Origin of the sequence: Bacillus sp. GB_SG_008, from assembly GCF_052038115.1 — a bacterium.
Taxonomy (GTDB): Bacteria; Bacillota; Bacilli; order Bacillales; family Bacillaceae_G; genus Bacillus_A; species Bacillus_A rhizoplanae.
The window spans coordinates 121900-141030 of record NZ_JBPZSK010000007.1 but is presented as its reverse complement, the minus strand read 5'-3'; the positions used below and the strand labels follow the sequence as shown (position 1 = coordinate 141030).

Here is a 19131-nt window from a genome sequence, read left to right as displayed (position 1 = left end):
AATCAGTTTCTTTTACTTAATTTTTCCAATAACCAAAATTTCATGTGTCAAAAATAAATTATTTTAAAATAATAAATTAACAGGGATTCTGTATATGATTCTTTGTTTTAATTTTCTTGACATAACACAGGACAAATAGGGTTAAGTATAGTATCCTTCACAAAATTAAGTGTTTGGTAACAAAGTGATGAAGAATTGGTATGGAGTGTAAATGTTGGTAAATAAGCATTTTTTCTTTAGTAACATAGGAAGTGATTATGAAAATATAACCAACTTTTATTACTAGGTCATAAAAGTTATTGACAATATAGAAAGTCTACTGATATGATTCATCTAGTGGAAAGGTTGATAAAGAGTAAAAAGAGAAATATTTTTCAATGAATAATAATTGTAAGATTAAGTGAGCATAATTTTCTTTGGGAAAGAAAATTTTATAATAATAGTAATATCAATCTGGAAACGACAATCGATGTATGCAGGGTGCGTAAGCGCGGCATGAAAAGGGGGCAAAAGAATGAAGGATCTTCATACGTTTGGATGGTATGCAGCACGTGTATCACCGCATTTGCCAAAGAAGGCATTTAAACCAGTCCCAACTCGTTTGTTTGGTGGACTAGCCTATTTACTTATTACGATAGCGGGATTTTTGACAATTGGTTTATTAGATTTGAACGTGTGGGCTAATCTTGGAATTGCAATCGTTCTAGGATTATGTTTTGCATCTATGGGATTTCTTGGACATGAAATTTTACATGGTACAGTAGTAAGAAAAGCTTGGCTGCGAGATTTTCTTGGAGCAATTGCGTTTCTGCCACTATCAACTGGACCAAAGTTGTGGAGAAAGTGGCACAATTTGACTCACCATGTGCATACACAGCATGAGGAGCATGATCCAGATGCGTGGCCAACAATGGATAAGTTTAAGAAAAGCAAATTTTTACGATGGGTATATCGTCTTCCATTACATGTTCGTTCTTTCTTTAGCTTTCTATCGTTAACAATTCAATTTACAATGCATTCGTCTCGTATGTTTTTCCTTTTTATCAAGGAATTTAAGCCATCAACTCAAAAATCTGTATGGCTTCAGCTTCTTTTACCATGGACAGTGTGGATTAGTTTATTGTTCATTATGGGTCCTGCAAAATGGTTTTTTGCTTATGTTCTTCCATTATTAATTGCAAACGCTATTGTAATGGGATATATCGCAACAAATCACCGTTTGAATCCGATTGTTCCTGTAAATGATCCACTTGCTAACTGTTTATCAGTAACAGTGCCGCGCTGGGTAGACGTATTACATTTTAATTTCTCATATCATACAGAACATCACTTGTTCCCAGGTATGAGCTCAAAATACTATCCATTAGTAAAAGAGAAAATTAAAGAAATGTGGCCAGAGCGCTATCATGAAATGCCGATGGGGAAAGCATTAGCTACACTTTGGAATACACCGCGTGTGTACCACCAAGGTAGCGAGTTAATTGATCCGCATAAGGCGCATCTATACGGTTCCTTAGGGAATGGATTAGATCCTTCGAATATTGAATTTCGTGAGGAAAATATAGAAGAAGTAAAAGAAGTAAAAAATGTAAAAAACGGCTAAAATATATGTTGTTATTAGAATCAACTATGTTTATATAATAATGATAAAAGCACGAACTCATGAAGAGTTCGTGCTTTTTACATAGGGATTTCTTTTTGTTTAGCGGGTTGTGTGTGATTTATATTTTTCCGTGCTAATCGTTTTTCAAGAAGATGAACGAAGTACGTAAATAAAAGAACGAGCGCTAAGTAATAGATGCTGACGACAATATATGTTTCAAGTTGCTGAAAGTTTGCAGCAGCTTCAGAAAGCCCGGATCCCCATAGCTCAGACATTCCTACATAGGCAACGAGAGAAGAATCTTTTAAGCCGATAATGAACTGATTGCCAAGTGGCGGAATAGATAAACGAAATGCTTGAGGCAAAATAATACGTCGCATTGCTAATGGATATGTCATCCCTAAAGAGCGGGCTGCTTCGAGTTGGCCGCGGTCCACAGACTGAATGGACCCTCTGAAAATTTCAGTAATATAGGCACCGTTATGAATAGCAAGGGCAATAGCGCCGGCCCAAAAAGGTGATAATACAATAACAGATGTAATTCCAAAATAGAGAATCATAATTTGTACAACTAACGGTATACCACGAATAATAGCAATGTATACATGCGCAATTCCATTTAAGAGTTTATTATTAGAAATACGAAAAAAAGCAAATAACAATCCAATTAGGCATCCAAGTAATAAGGAAGTTATTGTTAATTGTAATGTCAGAACAATTGCTTTTAGGAACGTTGGATATGTAGATATGAAAATATCGATCATTAGTATCACCTCTATATGAGTTGATTTTCATTTTACGAATATGATAGCAATGCCCCAATGAAAGGTGCGGGGCACTACTTATGCACAAAAAATCTATTCTGCTTTCTCACCTAGAATGTTACGACCAAACCACTTTTTACTGATTTTTTCATACGTACCATCTTGAATGATTTCATCTAATGCTTTATTTAATTTTTCCATTAATTCTTTATCATCTTTGCGAACAGCAATGGCCATTTCATCAAGAGATAATGGTTTACCAGCATCTTTTATATTTGATTTTCCTTCTTTCATCATACGAAGACCTACCATTTGATCTGTGACAACAGCATCAATTCGTCCTGGTTCTAAATCCATAAGAGCTGTAATGTCGCTATCGTATTCTGTAATTTGATCTGTCTGCTTGGCAACAAGTGTTTTGAATGTACTTGCTTTTACGACACCTACTTTTTTCCCTTTTAAATCTTCAGCGGAGGAGATTGATGTGTTATTTTTTGTAACGAAAATTTGTGCCCCAGAGCGATAATATGGATTCGTAAAACTAACTGCTTTGAGACGATCTTCTGTAATGGCCATACTTCCTAGAATTACATCATATTTTTTTGCTTGCAGACCTTGTATGAGTGTTTCCCAAGGATTTGTTACAGGAACAGCCTTCATATTCATTTTTTTAGCAAGTGCCTCACCAATTTCGACGTCAAAGCCGACAAGCTTGCCATTTTCTTTATAGTTAAACGGCTTATATAAACCACTCATTGCATAGCGAAATTCTTGCTTTCCATCTGCGGATGTAGTGCTACTTTCTTTACTACAGGCACTTAATATTAAAGAAGCACATAATGCAATCGCTGCTATTACTTTAAGCATATGTCGTTTCATAAAGACTCCTCCAATGTTTATATAATGTTTCGTAAAAATTGCTGTGCGCGTTTATTTGACGGAGCGGTGAAAAACTGTTCTGGAGGTGCATCCTCTACGATTTGTCCGTCATCCATAAAAATGATGCGGTCAGCTACATCACGGGCAAATCCCATTTCATGCGTGACGATAATCATCGTCATACCTTCTTTTGCGAGGTCTTTCATAACTTGTAGTACTTCTCCGACGAGTTCAGGATCGAGAGCTGAGGTAGGTTCGTCAAATAGCATAATTTTCGGATTCATTGCGAGTGCTCTTGCAATAGCAACTCGTTGTTTTTGGCCACCTGATAAAAGATCGGGTGTTACATTAGCCTTATCTTGCAATCCGACTTTTCCTAGCAGTTCGTAGGCAATGCTTGTTGCTTTTGTTTTGTCTAACTTCTTGACGTGAATAGGAGCTTCAATGATGTTTTCTAGTGAGGTCATATGAGGAAATAAATTAAAATGTTGAAAAACCATGCCGACATCTTCTCGAACTTTGTTTAGATTTGTACGTTTTGGATGGATTTGTTCACCCTGTATTGAAATTTCTCCATCATCATACAGCTCTAAGAAATTTAAGCAACGCAGTAATGTACTTTTCCCTGAACCGCTTGCACCAATTAAGACGACAACTTCTTTTTCTTGCACGTGTAAATTGACGTTTTTGAGCACGCTTAAAGAACCAAAAGATTTTGTCAGATTTTGAACTTGTATCATGCATCCCCCTCCAATGAAATTCGGGTGTATAAAAATACCTTGTTCTTGGTAATTAGTCATAAATTGTCATATTCCTTTATTTTTCGTTAAAAATTTAAAGGGATTATAACTGGTCGTATATTACACAGTTTCATTGAGAGAAATAAGTATTTGTTTCAAAATTTAATTATTTATTTCAAAAATCGATATATCTATTTATGATAAAAAGTATAGATAACAACATATAGAAGGAAGAGCGATGTATCGTTCTTCATTTTTATTTTTTTGTAAGCGGTGGAATGCTTTGAGGAAAACGAAAGACATTATGATGGTCATATCTTGCTTACAGAAGTGCAATGTTATTGTAATGTAACTCGATAGTGATTGCGCTTTTTGTTGGATAGAATGAAATTAGGCAGGAAGGCCATCAAAAAAGAACAGGTTACTGCTGTAGTTAAAGAAAACGAAAACTATAAAAATATTTTTTTGAAATAAAGTTGAATAGAAAAGTTAAAAGGAGATTAATTGATATGAAAAAAATAGTAGGGCTTGGATTAGCAGCAGCGAATTCAATAGGAGCCAATATAATTGGCTCTCTTTTTTTATAAATTATAGAAAAAATTGTTATAAAAAGTAAAAATATGAACGTTTCCGCAACATTTATCTTTGTCTCTTTCAGAAGAAAATTATAGCAAGATATAATAAAGCTATAATATTAGAAGGAGTGTCTTTCATGAAAAAAGAGAAAAGACAACAACTAATTAAACAATTGGTGAGAGAGAATGAAATAGATACACAAGAAAAATTGGTAGAGTTGTTAGAGCACCGTGATGTATTTGTTACACAAGCAACTATTTCTCGAGATATTCATGAATTAAATTTAGTAAAGGTAGCCTCTTCAAAAGGGCTGGTAATATATAAGATTTTTACAGAAGAGAACCAGCGAGCAGATATACAGCTAAAGAAAAAAATAAGAGAGGTTGTTGTAAAAATCGATTATGTAGAACAACTGATTATTATAAAAACTCTGCCTGGAAATGCCCATGTTATCGGTATTTTATTTGATTCTTTAGACTGGAAAGAAAAAATAGGATGTATATGTGGGAATGATACATGTCTTGTAATTTCTCGATCAAAAGCAGATAGGGAGATTCTAAAAGGTAGATTGAATTTGATTATGTAAATGAGAAGGCTGTTTCTAATGCAAATTAGAACAGTCTTTTTTATTTTTATAAAGTGAAACAGTGAAATTTTAATTAATGGAGCGGTTCTATTGTTATTAATTATGAGTTCTCATCAATCGGGATTTTCCTAATTTAACTTCTTTGTGTTTGCTGAATTTTGAGGTAGAACAATTACTTTCCGCTAATACGAGATAAAAATTTTTAACATAAAATAGGACGCTATTATACATTTAATATACATAATATAAAGCTAGTTATTTAATTATGAGATGAAGTATCTTATAAAAATACGATTAGCTATACTTTTTACAAAATAATTTGTGAAATATTTCACCTAGTATTGTTAGCGTTTTCACAAAGCGATATGTGCATTCTGTTTATTATGTAATTGTAAGACATCAAATGAATTTAAAAGGAGGTACAACAAATGAAGCATCCGATACATGTTACTTCAGAAATTGGAGAATTAGAAACCGTTTTACTAAAACGCCCTGGTAAAGAAATTGAAAATTTAACACCAGAATATTTACAGCAATTATTATTTGACGATATTCCATATTTACCAATTATTCAAAAAGAGCATGACTATTTTGCACAAACACTGCGAAATCGGGGGATTGAGGTCCTTTATCTAGAGAAACTAGCAGCTGAAGCATTAGTTAATAAAGAGCTTCGAGAAGAATTTGTTGATCGTATTTTAAAAGAAGGGCAAGCAGATGTAAATATTGCACACCAAACTTTAAAAGAGTATTTACTTTCCTTTTCAAATGAAGATTTGATTCAAAAAATTATGGGTGGCGTGCGTAAAAGTGAAATTGAAACGAATAAAAAAGCGCATCTTTATGAATTAATGGAAGAGCATTATCCATTTTATTTAGATCCAATGCCAAATTTATATTTTACACGTGATCCAGCAGCGACAATAGGTGAAGGCTTAACAATTAATAGAATGAGAGAGCCAGCACGGAGACGGGAATCTTTATTTATGGAATATATTATTAAATACCATCCGCGCTTTGCAAGTCACAATGTGCCGGTTTGGTTAGATCGTGATTATAAGTTTCCGATTGAAGGTGGCGATGAGCTTATTTTAAATGAGGAAACAATTGCAATTGGAGTATCTGCTAGGTCTTCAGCTAAGGCCATTGAACGCTTAGCAAAAAATTTATTTAGTCGTCAAAATAAAATTAAGAAAGTGCTGGCAATAGAGATTCCAAAATGTCGTGCGTTTATGCATTTAGATACAGTATTTACAATGGTTGATTATGATAAATTTACAATCCATCCAGCCATTCAAGGTCCAAAGGGGAATATGAATATTTATATTTTGGAAAAAGGATCGGATAAAGAGACTCTCAAAATTACATACCGCACATCTTTAACTGAGGCTTTAAAAGAAGCGTTAGGTTTGAGTGAATTGGTTCTTATTCCTTGCGGAGGAGGAGATGTGATTGCTTCTGCTCGTGAACAATGGAACGATGGATCTAATACATTAGCAATTGCACCGGGAGTAGTTGTTACATATGATCGCAACTATGTCTCAAATGCTTTATTACGTGAGCATGGTATAGAGGTTGTTGAAGTATTAAGCTCGGAATTGTCTCGCGGCCGTGGGGGTCCACGTTGTATGAGTATGCCAATTGTTCGAAAAGATATTTAGCATAAATACTGGAGAAAGTAGGGATGAATGATGTTAATGACAAAACCAAACTTAAAAGGAAGAAGCCTTCTTGCAGAAAAAGATTTTACAGAAGAAGAGTTGTTATATCTTCTTGATTTAGCAGCAGACTTAAAAGAGAAAAAGAAACATGGTATCCCACATCATTATTTAGAAGGCAAAAATGTTGCCCTTTTATTTGAAAAAACTTCAACTCGTACACGTTGTGCATTTACGGTAGCATGTACGGATTTAGGTGCAAATCCTGAGTACCTAGGTAAAAATGATATTCAGCTTGGGAAAAAAGAATCTGTTGAAGATACAGCGAGAGTTTTAGGACGTATGTTTGATGGTATTGAATTTCGTGGATTTGCACATGCAACAGTGGAATCTTTAGCAAAAAATTCAGGTGTACCAGTATGGAATGGCTTAACAGATATGTGGCATCCGACACAAACACTTGCAGATTTGTTAACAATAAAAGAGCATATCGGAAAATTAAAAGATATTAAGCTGGTCTATGTTGGAGACGGCCGTAACAATGTAGCGAATAGCTTATTAGTTGGCGGCTCTATTGTAGGAATGGAAGTACATATTTGTACCCCAGAATCATTATTTCCAGCACAGGAAGTCATTGATATCGCTAAAAAATATAGTGATCGGGTAATGGTAACGAGCAACGTGGAAGAAGCTGTTGCAGGTGCAGATGTTATCTATACAGATGTATGGGTATCTATGGGAGAAGAAGATAAATTTGCTGAACGTATTGAACTTCTTAAACCATATCAAGTAAATATGAAAATGATTGAAAAGACCGGGAATGAAAATATGATTTTCTTACATTGTTTACCTGCGTTTCATGACGCGGAAACAATGTATGGAGAGGAAATATATGAAAAATACGGCATAAAAGAAATGGAAGTAAGTGATGAAGTATTCCGTAGTAAGCATTCAAAGGTATTTGATCAAGCGGAAAATAGAATGCACACAATTAAAGCGGTTATGGCAGCTACTTTAGGAGATATGGAATAAAGAAGGGGGAGATTCCTCCTTTTTTATCCCATTATTGATGAGAGCTTTCCATCAGTGGAGGATGAAAAAATCCCCCACTGATGGAAGTTTCAATTTATCTTCCTTTATATACAATCATTCACTACTGTTGTTTATTCCTATCTGATAAAAGAGAGGTGAGTGTAATGGGTGAAGAAAAGAAATTAGGACTGCTTACTTTGACCGCTCTTGTTGTAGGTTCCATGATCGGAGGCGGAGCATTTAACCTAGCAAGTGATATGGCAAAGGGTGCAGGTGCAGGTGCTATTATTATTGGTTGGATTATAACAGGTATCGGAATGGTTTCTCTTGGATTAGCGTTCCAAAACTTAACAGTTAAAAGGCCGGATTTAGATGGAGGAATTTTTAGTTATGCAAAAGCTGGATTCGGTAGCTTTATGGGCTTTAATAGTGCCTGGGGATATTGGTTATCCGCTTGGCTCGGAAATGTGGCTTACGGTACGTTATTATTTGCTTCACTAGGTTACTTTTTTCCAGTTTTTGAAGGTGGGCAAAATGTAGCATCAATTATTGGAGCAAGTATATTGCTTTGGTGTGTTCATATGTTGATTTTACGCGGTGTACAATCAGCAGCACTTGTAAATTTAGTAACAACGATTGCAAAGTTAGTACCTGTCTTTGTATTTATTGTTGTAGGGATATTTGCTTTTCATATTGATATTTTCTTAGATGGATTTTGGGGACAAAGTGCTACTTTTTCCTGGGTGGCTGTAGGAAGTCAAGTTAAGAGTACAATGCTTGTAACTCTTTGGGTATTTATTGGGGTAGAAGGAGCTGTGGTCTTATCGAGTCGTGCAAAAAATCGAAGTGATGTCGGGAAAGCAACTGTTATTGGATTAATAGGGACTCTCATTATTTACATTCTCTTGACACTATTATCCTTAGGGATTATGAAGCAGGCAGATGTTGCAAATTTGAAAAATCCAGCGATGGCATATGTATTTGAAAGTGTTGTTGGGAAATGGGGAGCTATTTTTATTAATTTAGGTTTAATTATTTCTGTATTAGGTGCTTGGTTAGGTTGGACGTTACTAGCATCTGAAATTCCTTATTTGGCTGCTAAAGACGGTGTATTTCCAAAATGGTTTGCGAAGGAAAATAAAAATAAAGCTCCTGTTAATTCATTATGGTTAACAAATGGTCTGATTCAAGTTTTCTTGTTGACATTTGTTGTTTCAGATCAAGCCTATCATTTTGCATTTTCTCTCGCTTCCTCTGCAATTTTAATTCCTTATGCTTTTTCAGCATTCTATCAATTCAAGTATAGTTTGCAGTCTGAAGAGAACGATCGAACAAAAAATATCGTAATTGGTTTAGTTGCGAGTATGTATGCGATTTGGTTAGTTTATGCAGCAGGTTTAGATTATTTATTGCTGACTATGATACTGTATGCACCAGGAATTTTTATCTTTTACAAAGTTCAAAAGCAAACAAGTCCAAAACAAATATTTACTCGTGTCGAGCTTGTCTCCTCGATAGTCATTGGAGCTTTAGCACTGTTTGCAATTTATCAATTGGCTACAGGTAGTATTACTCTTTAAAAACTCTTTTGAAAAGGAATTGGAGGGTTGAAAGATGAAAAGAAAAAAAATCGTTGTTGCATTGGGAGGAAACGCAATACAATCTGGGGATGCTACTGCACAAGCACAACAGGAAGCTTTGGAAAGAACGGCAGAACAATTAGTTAAAATTATGGAAAATAATGTAGATGTTGTCATTGCACATGGGAATGGCCCGCAAGTGGGTAACATCTTATTGCAGCAAAAAGCAGCGGAAACGGAAAAAACACCTGCAATGCCATTAGATACTTGCGGTGCAATGAGTCAAGGGATGATTGGGTATTGGATGGAAAATGCAATTGAAAAGGCTTTGAAAAAGCGCAATATAGAAAAAGATGTAGTAACGGTTATAACTCGTGTTGTGGTGGATGAAAAGGATGAGGCGTTCAAAAATCCAACAAAACCAATTGGTCCCTTTTATACGGAAGAAGAAGCACGAAAATTAATGGAGACAACAAAAGCTACATTTAAAGAGGATTCTGGGCGTGGATGGCGGCGAGTTGTACCATCACCAAAACCAGTGAGTATTCATGAGCATAAAGTAATCAATGCATTAGTGGAGGACGGGGATATTGTCATTGCTGTTGGAGGAGGCGGAATTCCAGTTATAGATTCGGACGATGGATTAAAAGGAACTGAGGCTGTTATAGATAAAGATTTTGCAGCTCAAAAATTAGCTGAATTAGTAGATGCTGATATTCTTGTTATTTTAACTGCTGTTGATCATGTATATATAAACTTTAATAAACCAAATCAAAAGAAATTAGAGAATGTTACAGTTGACGAACTAGAACAATATATACAAGATAACCAATTTGCAGCAGGCAGCATGCTTCCAAAAATTCAAGCAGCAATTCATTTTGTTAATACAAATCCAAAGCGAAAAACAATTATTACTTCATTAGAAAAAGTATATGAAGCATTAGAAGAGAATGCTGGTACCATCATTTCTAAGTAAGATCTATAAATATTTGTACATAAAAAGAATGAAGTGGCATGCTTCATTCTTTTTATGTACAAATATAGAGGAAGTTCATAAAGTATTCATTCATAAAGGGAAAATTCAGTGTTTTATTATGATAGAATATTTTTTGAAGGCGCTTTCTTTACGTTGCTTTATAATTTATCCCGCTATTCGTGGGAACCCTCACCTCAAGATTCAAAGAGAAGCGAAAAAATAGGTGGACGATGAAGAATCCCCAACTGATAGAAGTTTCACTTTATAGAAAGAGAGAGAACGTTTCATGCAAAGACGAAATATAGTTGAAGACTTAAAGCAATTTGAACTATTTGCTGATCTATCAGATAAGAAATTAAAAAGCCTAGCAGAGCTTGTCTATTGGCGAACCTACAAAAAAGGGCAATTTTTATTTTTAGAAGGTGATTCAAGAGAAAGAATATATCTTATGCTAGATGGATTTGTAAAATTGGAGCGAGTCAATCAAAGCGGAAATTTATTATATGAAGATTACATAAAGCGTTTCTCTATCTTTCCTTGCAGTGGAATGTTTACAGATAAGTCATATAATTATACAGCTATAGCAATGACAGATGTTGATGTGTACTATATCCCCACTTCTATTTTTGAGGACATGGTGAAATCAGATCGAAAACAGCTCATGTATATTGTTCAGGAGTTATCTTCTATATTGAAGGTAAATGAAAGACGTATCCAAAATATCACAATTCCAAATGCGCAAGATCGTGTCATTCAAACATTATGTTATTTAATGAATGATTTAGGAGAACAAGAGGGAGAAGAAATTATAATTTCATGCCCTCTTACAACGATTGAAATTTCTAAAATATCTGGGACATCACGTGAAACGGTTAGTGGGGTGTTAAAGCAACTAAAAAATGATTGTATTGTCACGGTCCTAGATAAAAAAATTACAATACATGATCCCATTTATTTTGAAGAAATCTCTGTGTAAAAACAAAGTAATAGATGATAGGGAAGTACAAGATTAATATTACAATATATAAAAAATGAATTATTATGCTAACTTTCCTTTTCAGATTTTATATTATTAAAGTTCTTTATATATTTATAAAGGGCTTTTTTATGTTATCAAATATAAAAAATTTGTATATTACTGTACTAACAAACGGAATCTCGTGTAGAGGAGTTCGTAAATCACTAGTAAAAGTTTCACTTTGTTCAAGACTAATCATACATATAGGTTAACGATGAGATATTTTTTTAAATCGGATGTTTTAATAAGAATGTAAAAAATTATCGTTACAAATTCTTTATATTTTGTTATGATAGTGTTACGAAAACGTTTGCATTAATTTGTGCAAAAGGAGAGAAGGAATTATGAATAAAACGTGGTGGAAAGAAGCGGTAGCTTATCAAATTTATCCGCGCAGCTTTATGGATTCAAATGGCGATGGTATTGGGGATCTGCAAGGCATTATTTCAAAATTAGATTATTTAAAAGAACTGGGTATTGATGTGATTTGGATTTGTCCAATGTACAAATCGCCAAATGACGATAATGGTTACGACATTAGTGATTATCAAGCTATTATGGATGAATTCGGTACAATGGCTGATTTTGATCAGTTATTAGACGAGGTTCATAAGCGTGGAATGCGGCTCATTATAGATTTAGTTATTAATCATACAAGTGATGAACATCCGTGGTTTATTGAATCGCGTTCTTCTAAAGATAATCCGAAACGTGATTGGTATATTTGGCATGACGGAAAAAATGGGAAAGAGCCAAATAACTGGGAAAGTATTTTTAACGGCTCTGCTTGGGAATATGATGAAGCAACAGATCAATATTATTTACACCTGTTTTCACGTAAGCAACCAGATTTAAACTGGGAAAATGAAGAGGTGCGTGCGGCGTTATATGATACTGTCAATTGGTGGCTTGATAAAGGAATTGACGGCTTCCGTGTTGATGCGATTAGTCATATTAAAAAAGAAGAAGGGTTTAAAGACATGCCAAATCCAAAAGGACTAAAGTATGTACCTTCTTTTGATAAACATATGAATGTTGATGGCATTCAGCCGCTTTTAGAAGAGTTAAAAACGAAAACGTTTTCAAATTATGATATTATGACTGTTGGCGAAGCAAATGGTGTGAAAATTGAAGATGCTGAGCTTTGGGTTGGAGAAGAACAAGGAAAGTTTAATATGGTATTCCAATTTGAGCATTTAAGCTTATGGGATGCAGAAAAGAAAAAAGAGCTTGATGTTGCAGGGCTTAAAAAAGTTTTAACGAAGTGGCAAAAAGGTTTGGAAAATAAAGGATGGAATGCACTGTATATTGAAAATCATGATAAACCTCGTATTGTTTCTACTTGGGGGGATGATAAACAGTATTGGCGCGAAAGTGCAACAGCTTTAGGTGCAATGTATTTCTTTATGCATGGTACGCCGTTTATTTACCAAGGCCAAGAAATTGGAATGACAAATGTCCAGTTCCCACATATTGAAGATTATGATGATGTAGCAATTAAGAATTTATATCGTCAAAAGATTGAAGAGGGTATACCTCACCAAGAAATTATGGAGATTATTTGGGCATCTTGTCGTGATAATTCACGGACACCGATGCAATGGAATAGTGTAGAAAATGCCGGTTTTACAACAAGTACGCCTTGGTTTGGAATGAATCCAAATTATAAAGAAATTAATGTAGAGGTGCAGCAAAAAGATTCAAATTCCATTTTAAATTTCTATAAAAAGATGATTGCATTGAAGAAAGAGCATGAAGTGTTTACTTATGGAACGTACGATTTACTTTTAGAAGATGACCCACAAATTTATGCGTATACACGTACGTTAAATAATAAAAAAGTTATTGTAATTAGCAATTTATCAAAGAGTGAAGCTGTATATGATGAGGCTGCATTCAATCTAGAATGCAAACGTTTGCTCTTAAATAACTACGAAGTAGAAGAACATGATGTAGTTACAACCATAACTTTAAAGCCTTATGAAACAAGGGTGTATTATATTTCTTAATGGAGAAAAGATGCTCATACAGCATCTTTTCTCATAAAAATTTGTATTTTCTATAAAATTGTTATTGTAATATGAAAACGTTTTTATTAAAATTAATTTATGAAAACGATTGCGTAAAAAATGTTTTCGTAAGGGGATAAGCAATTATTATTTATACATGAGGGATTGTAATTTAGAAAAAGGAGGAACAAAGAAATGAAGAAGCTTGCGTCTTTTGATTTTTGGCAAAAGTTTGGGAAAGCTTTGATAGTAGTAGTTGCAGTTATGCCGGCTGCTGGTTTAATGATTTCCATTGGTAAGCTAATCGGTATGTCTGCGGGTGATATAGCTGTAGTACAAACGATTGCTAGAGTTATGGAAGATATCGGTTGGGGAATTATTGGAAACTTAAATATTTTATTCGCTGTAGCAATTGGGGGATCTTGGGCAAAGGATCGTGCAGGCGGTGCATTCGCAGCCTTGATAGCATTCATATTAACAAACCGAATTACAGGAGCAATTTTTGGTGTAAACGCTGTAATGTTAGCGGATTCAAAAGCGAAAGTTTCTTCCTTTTTAGCGGGAAATTTACTTGTTAAAGATTATTTTACTTCTGTTCTTGGTGCACCGGCACTTAACATGGGAGTATTCGTAGGTATTATTTCAGGTTTTTTAGGAGCTACTCTATACAATAAATATTATAACTATAATAAATTACCACAAGCATTAGCGTTCTTTAATGGAAAACGCTTTGTACCATTCGTAGTAATTGTTGGTTCTACAATCACTGCTATTATTTTATCGTTAGTATGGCCGTTCATTCAAAGCGGATTAAATGAATTTGGGCGTTGGATTGCAGCTTCAAAGGATAGCGCGCCAGTTGTGGCACCATTTGTATATGGAACACTAGAACGTTTATTATTACCATTTGGATTGCATCATATGTTAACGATTCCAATGAACTATACAGAGCTTGGCGGCACGTACACAATATTAACAGGTACCAAGGCAGGACAAGTAGTAGCTGGTCAAGACCCATTATGGCTCGCATGGATTACAGACTTAAATAACTTATTAGCTAATGGTGATACGAAAGCATATCATGATTTATTAAATAATGTGGTTCCAGCACGTTTTAAAGTAGGACAAGTTATCGGCTCCACAGCATCGTTAATCGGTATCGCATTTGCGATGTACCGCAACGTAGATAAAGAAAAACGTCATAAATATAAACCAATGTTCTTATCTGCAGCATTAGCTGTATTCTTAACAGGTGTAACAGAGCCAATTGAGTTTATGTTCATGTTCATCGCACCAGTATTATATGTTGTGTATGCAATTACAACAGGTTTGGCATTCGCATTAGCAGATGTAATTCACCTACGTATTCATGCGTTTGGTTTTATTGAGTTATTAACTCGTACACCAATGATTATAAAGGCAGGATTAATAGGAGATCTTATCAACTTTGTTGTTGTATCAGTTATATTCTTTGGCTTAAACTTTACAATCTTCAACTTCTTAATTAAAAAGTTTAACATACCAACACCAGGACGTGCTGGTAACTACATTGATAATGAAGATGGGGCTGAAGAAGTAGCGGCAAATGTAAAAGAAGGTTCATTAGCAACAGCGGTTATTGAGTTATTAGGCGGAAGAGGGAACATTGCGGATGTAGATGCTTGTATGACACGTTTACGTGTAACAGTAAAAGATTTAGATATTGTTGCACCAGAAGCAAAGTGGAAGAAAAACGGGGCACTTGGGTTAATTGTAAAAGATAAAGGGGTACAAGCTGTTTACGGTCCAAAAGCTGACGTATTAAAGTCAGACATTCAAGACATTTTAGGTGCATAACAAATGAAATTATTAACTTTAAATTGTCATTCATGGCAAGAAGAAGAGCAACTTGCAAAGATTCATTATTTAGCAAAAATAATTCAAGAAAATGACTATGACGTTATTGCGCTGCAAGAGGTAAGTCAGTCGATTACAGCAAGAAATGTATGCGGTAACATGAAAGAAGATAATTTTGTACGCTTATTACAAGCGGAGTTAGAAGAGCTAGGAGCCGCAAAATATGATGTTGTATGGGACTTTGCTCATATTGGGTATGAGGTGTATGAAGAAGGCTTGGCAATTTTGACAAAGCATTCCATTACAAAGAGCGATTCGTTTTTCATATCAGACAGTACAGATGCAACATACTGGAAAACACGAAAAATTGTAAGTGCAACAGTTTCCTATAACAATCAGCCGGTGACAATTTATTCTTGTCATCTTGGCTGGTGGCTTGATGAAGAAGAGCCGTTTAAGAAACAAGTAGCTCATTTATTGAGTTATGTAGATAATAATGAGTTGTCGTTCTTAATGGGTGACTTCAACAACAATGCACGCATACAGAATGAGGGGTATGACTATCTCGTGAAAAATGGTCTATACGACACGTATGAATTAGCAGGAAGAAAAGACGAAGGAACAACTGTGCAAGGAAAGATTGCTGGTTGGGATGAGAACAAGAAAGATTTACGCATCGATCTCATTTTAAGTAATCAGCCTGTGCAAGTTGTTTCTTCCCAAGTGATTTTTAATGATGTGAACCGAAATGTAATATCGGATCATTTTGGTGTTGAAGTTCAAATTAATATGTAATAAGAAAGGCAACCGCCGTGTAAAATACGGATTGGTTGCTTTTTTATTACATTTCATACATAATTTCTATTATTGAACATAAAACTAAATTGGTCATTTAGTGTAGATATCGACATGTATTCATTATATAATGACGTATACAGTTTATCCCGCATTAACGGGCAGTAAAGGATGGAGAAGAGCTGGGAAGAAAACTGCCCGTAAACATCAGTGGGGAATGAAGAAAACCCCCACTGATGGAAGTCTCACTTTATTAGAAAAGTATGGATTATTTTCATTTAAAATTCTGTGTAAACAGTGATATAATGGCAAAATGTATGTATGAATTTGGGAAAAAGAAAAAACATATGATTAGGTGATTAAAAATATGAGACAAATATGGCGTATTTATACGACAGACATACGGAATGTGGCAAAACATTGGGCTGCAATTGTTATCATACTGGGGCTTACCATTTTACCATCGCTATACGCGTGGTTTAATATTGAAGCCTCGTGGGATCCTTATGGAAATACGAAAGATGTTCCTATTGCAGTATCTAATGAAGACACTGGTACAACTTTACGCGGGAAAGATATTAATATAGGGAAAGAGGTTGTTGATTCTTTAAAAAAGGACAAAAACCTTGGTTGGAAGTTCGTTGATGAGAAGCAGGCCATAGATGGTGTAAAGCATGGTGATTATTACGCGAGTATTACCATCCCAAAAGATTTCTCCGAAAAAATTGCAACGGTATTAAGTGATAATCCGCAAAAACCAGAGCTTCAATATTATGTGAATGAAAAAGTCAATGCTATTGCACCAAAGATTACGTCATCAGGTGCATCAGGTGTTGTACAGGAAATAGGTAAAAACTTCGTAAAAACAGCAAACGGTGAGATTTTTAAAATTTTTAATGAACTTGGGATTGATTTAGAAACGAATTTGCCAAGTATTGAAAAAGTAACAGAACTTGTTTTTAAATTAGAAGCGCAGTTTCCAGAGATTAACAATTTAGTTGATACAGCATTAACGGATGCTGATACAGCACAAAAACTTGTGAAAACAGCACAAGCAACATTGCCGACGGTTGAGAATGTCATTCGAGATGGACAAGAAATGACGAAGGATTTAGATGCCTTTTTTGCACAGAATACGAAAACGTTAGAAGCTGCACCAGAAGCAATAAAAAACAATCTAACATTTCTAAAACAGTCTGCAGATGGTGCTGTACAAATTACAGAGTTCTTGAAAAATCCAGCAGGGAATTTAGATTTAGCAAATATTAATGAACAAACATTAACCGAATCATCAAAAACTGTAAAAAGCTTTTTAGCATCTACTCGACAAGTATTAGTATCTACACAACAACTGGCAGATGCTCTAAAACAAAATAATGTCAGTGATCCTGAAAAGACAAAACAAGATCTTCAAATCATTAAAAATCAAATTGATTTTAGAAGTAAACAAGTGGATTCAATCATTTCGTTATTACAAACTCTTAATGAAACATTTAATACAACAATCTTCAATGATAATATTGACCGACTGAAAGGTTTAAAAACGGTATTAGATAATACAAGTAAGAAGATTGATAATATGATTAAGGCTATAGATCAAGGGCAACAGCCATCGCAAGATGCGATTAATGCACTAGATCAAGCGGCTAAAGATGGAATTGCTATTATCGACAGTATTTTAGGAACATGGCCTGATTTGGATCAATTAAAACAACCAGGCGTAAATTTAGACCCAGCGAAAAACGGATTGAATTCTTTAAAAGCAAGTTTAACAACTGGGATCCAATTGATAGATGGGATTATTCCTGTATTAAATGATGTAGATAAAATTGCTGGAGATTTAAATAAAACAACAAATATACCAAATACAATTAATCAATTGAACAAAGTAAAAGGCGATTTCCAAAAAGGAATCAACGGGGCAAATTTAGCATTAGATGCAATGAATAAAGGTCAGAAACCTGCAAAGGATGTAGTTGATGGTATAAATGCTGCATCTAAAAGTGCTTCAGCGGCATTAGGTGACATTTTAGGAAAGTATGATTCCGAAATTGTTCCAAGTTTCAACGATGCTATTGAACGTACGAAACAAATGTCAAAAGATACATCAAAAATCTTAAGTGAAGCAAATAAAAGTCTTCCTGATGTGAAAAAAGTATTAGAAGATGCATCGAAAGGTTTAACTCTTGGCAAAGATGAAGTTGAAAAGATAAAAGCTGAACTTCCTGATGCACAGAAGAAAATTACAGACATTGCTAATAAAATTCGCGATTTTAAATCACAAGAAGATTTAAATGACATCATTCGCTTGTTAAAACATGACGTAGAAAAACAAAGTGATTTCTTCGCAAACCCAGTAAACTTAAAAGAGAACAAATTATACCCAATACCGAACTACGGTTCAGCGATGTCGCCGTTTTATACAGTGTTAGCGTTATGGGTAGGGGCATTACTTATGGTTTCATTGTTAACGGTAGAAGTACATGAGGAAGATGCGGAGTATAGAAGTTATCACATTTACTTTGGTCGTTTTTTAACGTTCTTAACGGTTGGCCTTGCACAGGCGTTTATCGTAGCAATGGGCGATATGTTCTTGCTCGGTACTTATGTAGTAGATAAATTCTGGTTTGTTCTATTTAGTATGTTGATTAGTGGGGTATTCGTCTGTATTGTTTACTCGCTCGTTTCTGTATTTGGAAACGTCGGGAAGTCATTTGCGGTCATTTTACTCGTACTACAAGTTGCCGGTTCAGGTGGAACATTCCCAATTCAGATGACGCCGAAATTCTTCCAAGCTCTTTATCCGTTTTTACCGTTTACGTATGCGATTAGCCTGATTCGCGAGACAGTTGGCGGTATGCTGTGGGATATTGTATGGAAAGATCTTCTCGCATTGTGTATATGGGTCGTTGTTATGCTTGTTATGGCGCTGTTCTTGAAAAAGCCAATTAATAAGTCGAGCAGTAAGTTTGTAGAAAATGCAAAAGGAAGTAAGTTAATTCACTAATAGAAAAAGGTTCCTGCCAGTTATGGTGGGAACCTTTTGTTTATTACAAATCTACATATAGACAAGGTACCA

General features: G+C 34.8%; 14 protein-coding genes and 1 pseudogene. 11 read left to right on the top strand and 4 right to left on the bottom strand.

Annotated features, from left to right (window positions below; translation table 11 throughout):
- Positions 1 to 514: 514 nt before the first annotated feature.
- The gene (locus ACTDJC_RS18070; RefSeq protein WP_440604261.1) at positions 515 to 1603 is read left to right on the top strand and encodes a fatty acid desaturase family protein; all 1089 of its coding nucleotides are present in this window, start codon (positions 515 to 517) and stop codon (positions 1601 to 1603) included.
- A gap of 77 nt (positions 1604 to 1680) precedes the next feature.
- Here the strand turns inward: ACTDJC_RS18070 and ACTDJC_RS18065 are convergent, their stop codons facing one another.
- From ACTDJC_RS18065 to ACTDJC_RS18050, 4 genes and pseudogenes are all read right to left on the bottom strand, one after another.
- Positions 1681 to 2367, bottom strand: coding sequence for an amino acid ABC transporter permease (locus tag ACTDJC_RS18065; RefSeq protein ID WP_440604260.1), 687 nt, complete (start codon positions 2365 to 2367; stop codon positions 1681 to 1683).
- Between the two features lie 93 nt (positions 2368 to 2460).
- Positions 2461 to 3246 carry an ABC transporter substrate-binding protein gene (locus ACTDJC_RS18060; protein ID WP_440604259.1) on the bottom strand — a complete coding sequence of 262 codons (786 nt, stop codon included), beginning with the start codon at positions 3244 to 3246 and terminating at the stop codon, positions 2461 to 2463.
- 17 nt (positions 3247 to 3263) lie between these two features.
- A complete protein-coding gene (locus ACTDJC_RS18055; RefSeq protein ID WP_098309138.1) occupies positions 3264 to 3986 on the bottom strand; it encodes an amino acid ABC transporter ATP-binding protein in 723 nt (240 codons plus the stop codon).
- 256 nt (positions 3987 to 4242) lie between these two features.
- A pseudogene (locus tag ACTDJC_RS18050) lies at positions 4243 to 4308 on the bottom strand (BBE domain-containing protein); the annotation flags it as partial.
- A gap of 390 nt (positions 4309 to 4698) precedes the next feature.
- Between ACTDJC_RS18050 and argR the strand changes: the two are divergent.
- The 10 genes from argR (at position 4699) to ACTDJC_RS18000 (ending at position 19059) form a co-directional block, all read left to right on the top strand.
- Positions 4699 to 5148: an arginine repressor gene (gene argR / locus ACTDJC_RS18045; protein ID WP_440604258.1), complete on the top strand. Its 450-nt coding sequence runs from the start codon at positions 4699 to 4701 to the stop codon at positions 5146 to 5148.
- Positions 5149 to 5576: 428 nt separating this feature from the next.
- On the top strand, positions 5577 to 6809 hold the full coding sequence (gene arcA, locus ACTDJC_RS18040) for an arginine deiminase (RefSeq protein ID WP_098309136.1): 1233 nt from the start codon (positions 5577 to 5579) through the stop codon (positions 6807 to 6809).
- 30 nt (positions 6810 to 6839) lie between these two features.
- Positions 6840 to 7838: an ornithine carbamoyltransferase gene (argF, locus tag ACTDJC_RS18035; protein WP_098309212.1), complete on the top strand. Its 999-nt coding sequence runs from the start codon at positions 6840 to 6842 to the stop codon at positions 7836 to 7838.
- Between the two features lie 164 nt (positions 7839 to 8002).
- A complete protein-coding gene (arcD, locus tag ACTDJC_RS18030) occupies positions 8003 to 9418 on the top strand; it encodes an arginine-ornithine antiporter (RefSeq protein ID WP_440604257.1) in 1416 nt (471 codons plus the stop codon).
- A gap of 34 nt (positions 9419 to 9452) precedes the next feature.
- Positions 9453 to 10394, top strand: coding sequence for a carbamate kinase (arcC, locus tag ACTDJC_RS18025; protein ID WP_098309134.1), 942 nt, complete (start codon positions 9453 to 9455; stop codon positions 10392 to 10394).
- 286 nt (positions 10395 to 10680) lie between these two features.
- Positions 10681 to 11370 (top strand): Crp/Fnr family transcriptional regulator, encoded by a 690-nt coding sequence (locus ACTDJC_RS18020; RefSeq protein ID WP_098309133.1) that lies wholly within the window; start codon positions 10681 to 10683, stop codon positions 11368 to 11370.
- Positions 11371 to 11756: 386 nt separating this feature from the next.
- Positions 11757 to 13421, top strand: a complete 1665-nt coding sequence (locus tag ACTDJC_RS18015; protein WP_440604256.1) for a glycoside hydrolase family 13 protein — start codon at positions 11757 to 11759, stop codon at positions 13419 to 13421.
- A 195-nt stretch (positions 13422 to 13616) separates the two neighbouring features.
- Positions 13617 to 15257: a PTS transporter subunit IIBC gene (locus tag ACTDJC_RS18010; RefSeq protein WP_098309131.1), complete on the top strand. Its 1641-nt coding sequence runs from the start codon at positions 13617 to 13619 to the stop codon at positions 15255 to 15257.
- A gap of 3 nt (positions 15258 to 15260) precedes the next feature.
- The gene (locus ACTDJC_RS18005; protein WP_440604255.1) at positions 15261 to 16052 is read left to right on the top strand and encodes an endonuclease/exonuclease/phosphatase family protein; all 792 of its coding nucleotides are present in this window, start codon (positions 15261 to 15263) and stop codon (positions 16050 to 16052) included.
- 367 nt (positions 16053 to 16419) lie between these two features.
- Positions 16420 to 19059, top strand: coding sequence for a YhgE/Pip family protein (locus ACTDJC_RS18000; RefSeq protein WP_440604254.1), 2640 nt, complete (start codon positions 16420 to 16422; stop codon positions 19057 to 19059).
- The last annotated feature ends 72 nt before the right edge of the window (positions 19060 to 19131 follow it).

What these genes read in the sequence shown, in the direction of transcription:
- ACTDJC_RS18070 (WP_440604261.1), top strand. Translation starts at nt 515, where the DNA reads ATGAAGGATCTTCATACGTTTGGATGGTATGCAGCACGTGTATCACCG.
- ACTDJC_RS18065 (WP_440604260.1), bottom strand. Translation starts at nt 2,367, where the DNA reads ATGATCGATATTTTCATATCTACATATCCAACGTTCCTAAAAGCAATT.
- ACTDJC_RS18060 (WP_440604259.1), bottom strand. Translation starts at nt 3,246, where the DNA reads ATGAAACGACATATGCTTAAAGTAATAGCAGCGATTGCATTATGTGCT.
- ACTDJC_RS18055 (WP_098309138.1), bottom strand. Translation starts at nt 3,986, where the DNA reads ATGATACAAGTTCAAAATCTGACAAAATCTTTTGGTTCTTTAAGCGTG.
- argR (WP_440604258.1), top strand. Translation starts at nt 4,699, where the DNA reads ATGAAAAAAGAGAAAAGACAACAACTAATTAAACAATTGGTGAGAGAG.
- arcA (WP_098309136.1), top strand. Translation starts at nt 5,577, where the DNA reads ATGAAGCATCCGATACATGTTACTTCAGAAATTGGAGAATTAGAAACC.
- argF (WP_098309212.1), top strand. Translation starts at nt 6,840, where the DNA reads ATGTTAATGACAAAACCAAACTTAAAAGGAAGAAGCCTTCTTGCAGAA.
- arcD (WP_440604257.1), top strand. Translation starts at nt 8,003, where the DNA reads ATGGGTGAAGAAAAGAAATTAGGACTGCTTACTTTGACCGCTCTTGTT.
- arcC (WP_098309134.1), top strand. Translation starts at nt 9,453, where the DNA reads ATGAAAAGAAAAAAAATCGTTGTTGCATTGGGAGGAAACGCAATACAA.
- ACTDJC_RS18020 (WP_098309133.1), top strand. Translation starts at nt 10,681, where the DNA reads ATGCAAAGACGAAATATAGTTGAAGACTTAAAGCAATTTGAACTATTT.
- ACTDJC_RS18015 (WP_440604256.1), top strand. Translation starts at nt 11,757, where the DNA reads ATGAATAAAACGTGGTGGAAAGAAGCGGTAGCTTATCAAATTTATCCG.
- ACTDJC_RS18010 (WP_098309131.1), top strand. Translation starts at nt 13,617, where the DNA reads ATGAAGAAGCTTGCGTCTTTTGATTTTTGGCAAAAGTTTGGGAAAGCT.
- ACTDJC_RS18005 (WP_440604255.1), top strand. Translation starts at nt 15,261, where the DNA reads ATGAAATTATTAACTTTAAATTGTCATTCATGGCAAGAAGAAGAGCAA.
- ACTDJC_RS18000 (WP_440604254.1), top strand. Translation starts at nt 16,420, where the DNA reads ATGAGACAAATATGGCGTATTTATACGACAGACATACGGAATGTGGCA.